The sequence below is a fragment of the Bacillus sp. SIMBA_154 genome, from assembly GCF_046536015.1.
In the GTDB taxonomy this organism is placed as follows: Bacteria; Bacillota; Bacilli; order Bacillales; family Bacillaceae; genus Bacillus; species Bacillus pumilus_P.
This window is the reverse complement of the sequence record NZ_JAWJBV010000527.1, coordinates 1-246: the sequence shown is the minus strand read 5'-3', so window position 1 is coordinate 246 and position 246 is coordinate 1. Positions and strand designations below refer to the sequence as shown.

At 50.0% G+C, this 246-nt stretch carries 1 protein-coding gene; it reads left to right on the top strand.

The genetic code is table 11. From position 1 onward, the window contains the following. On the top strand, positions 1–246 hold a 246-nt coding region (locus R0K30_RS23025), incomplete at both ends, for a DNA polymerase domain-containing protein (RefSeq protein WP_410613296.1).

Here is a 246-nt window from a genome sequence, read left to right as displayed (position 1 = left end):
GGACCCGATCGAAAAAATCATGCTGGACTACCTGCAGCGTGCGATCAAAATCCTGGCGGACTCTTACTACGGTTACTACGGTTACGCGAAAGCGCGTTGGTACTGCAAAGAATGCGCGGAATCTGTTACCGCGTGGGGTCGTGAATACATCGAATTCGTTTGGAAAGAACTGGAAGAAAAATTCGGTTTCAAAGTTCTGTACATCGACACCGACGGTCTGTACGCGACCATCCCGGGTGGTAAATC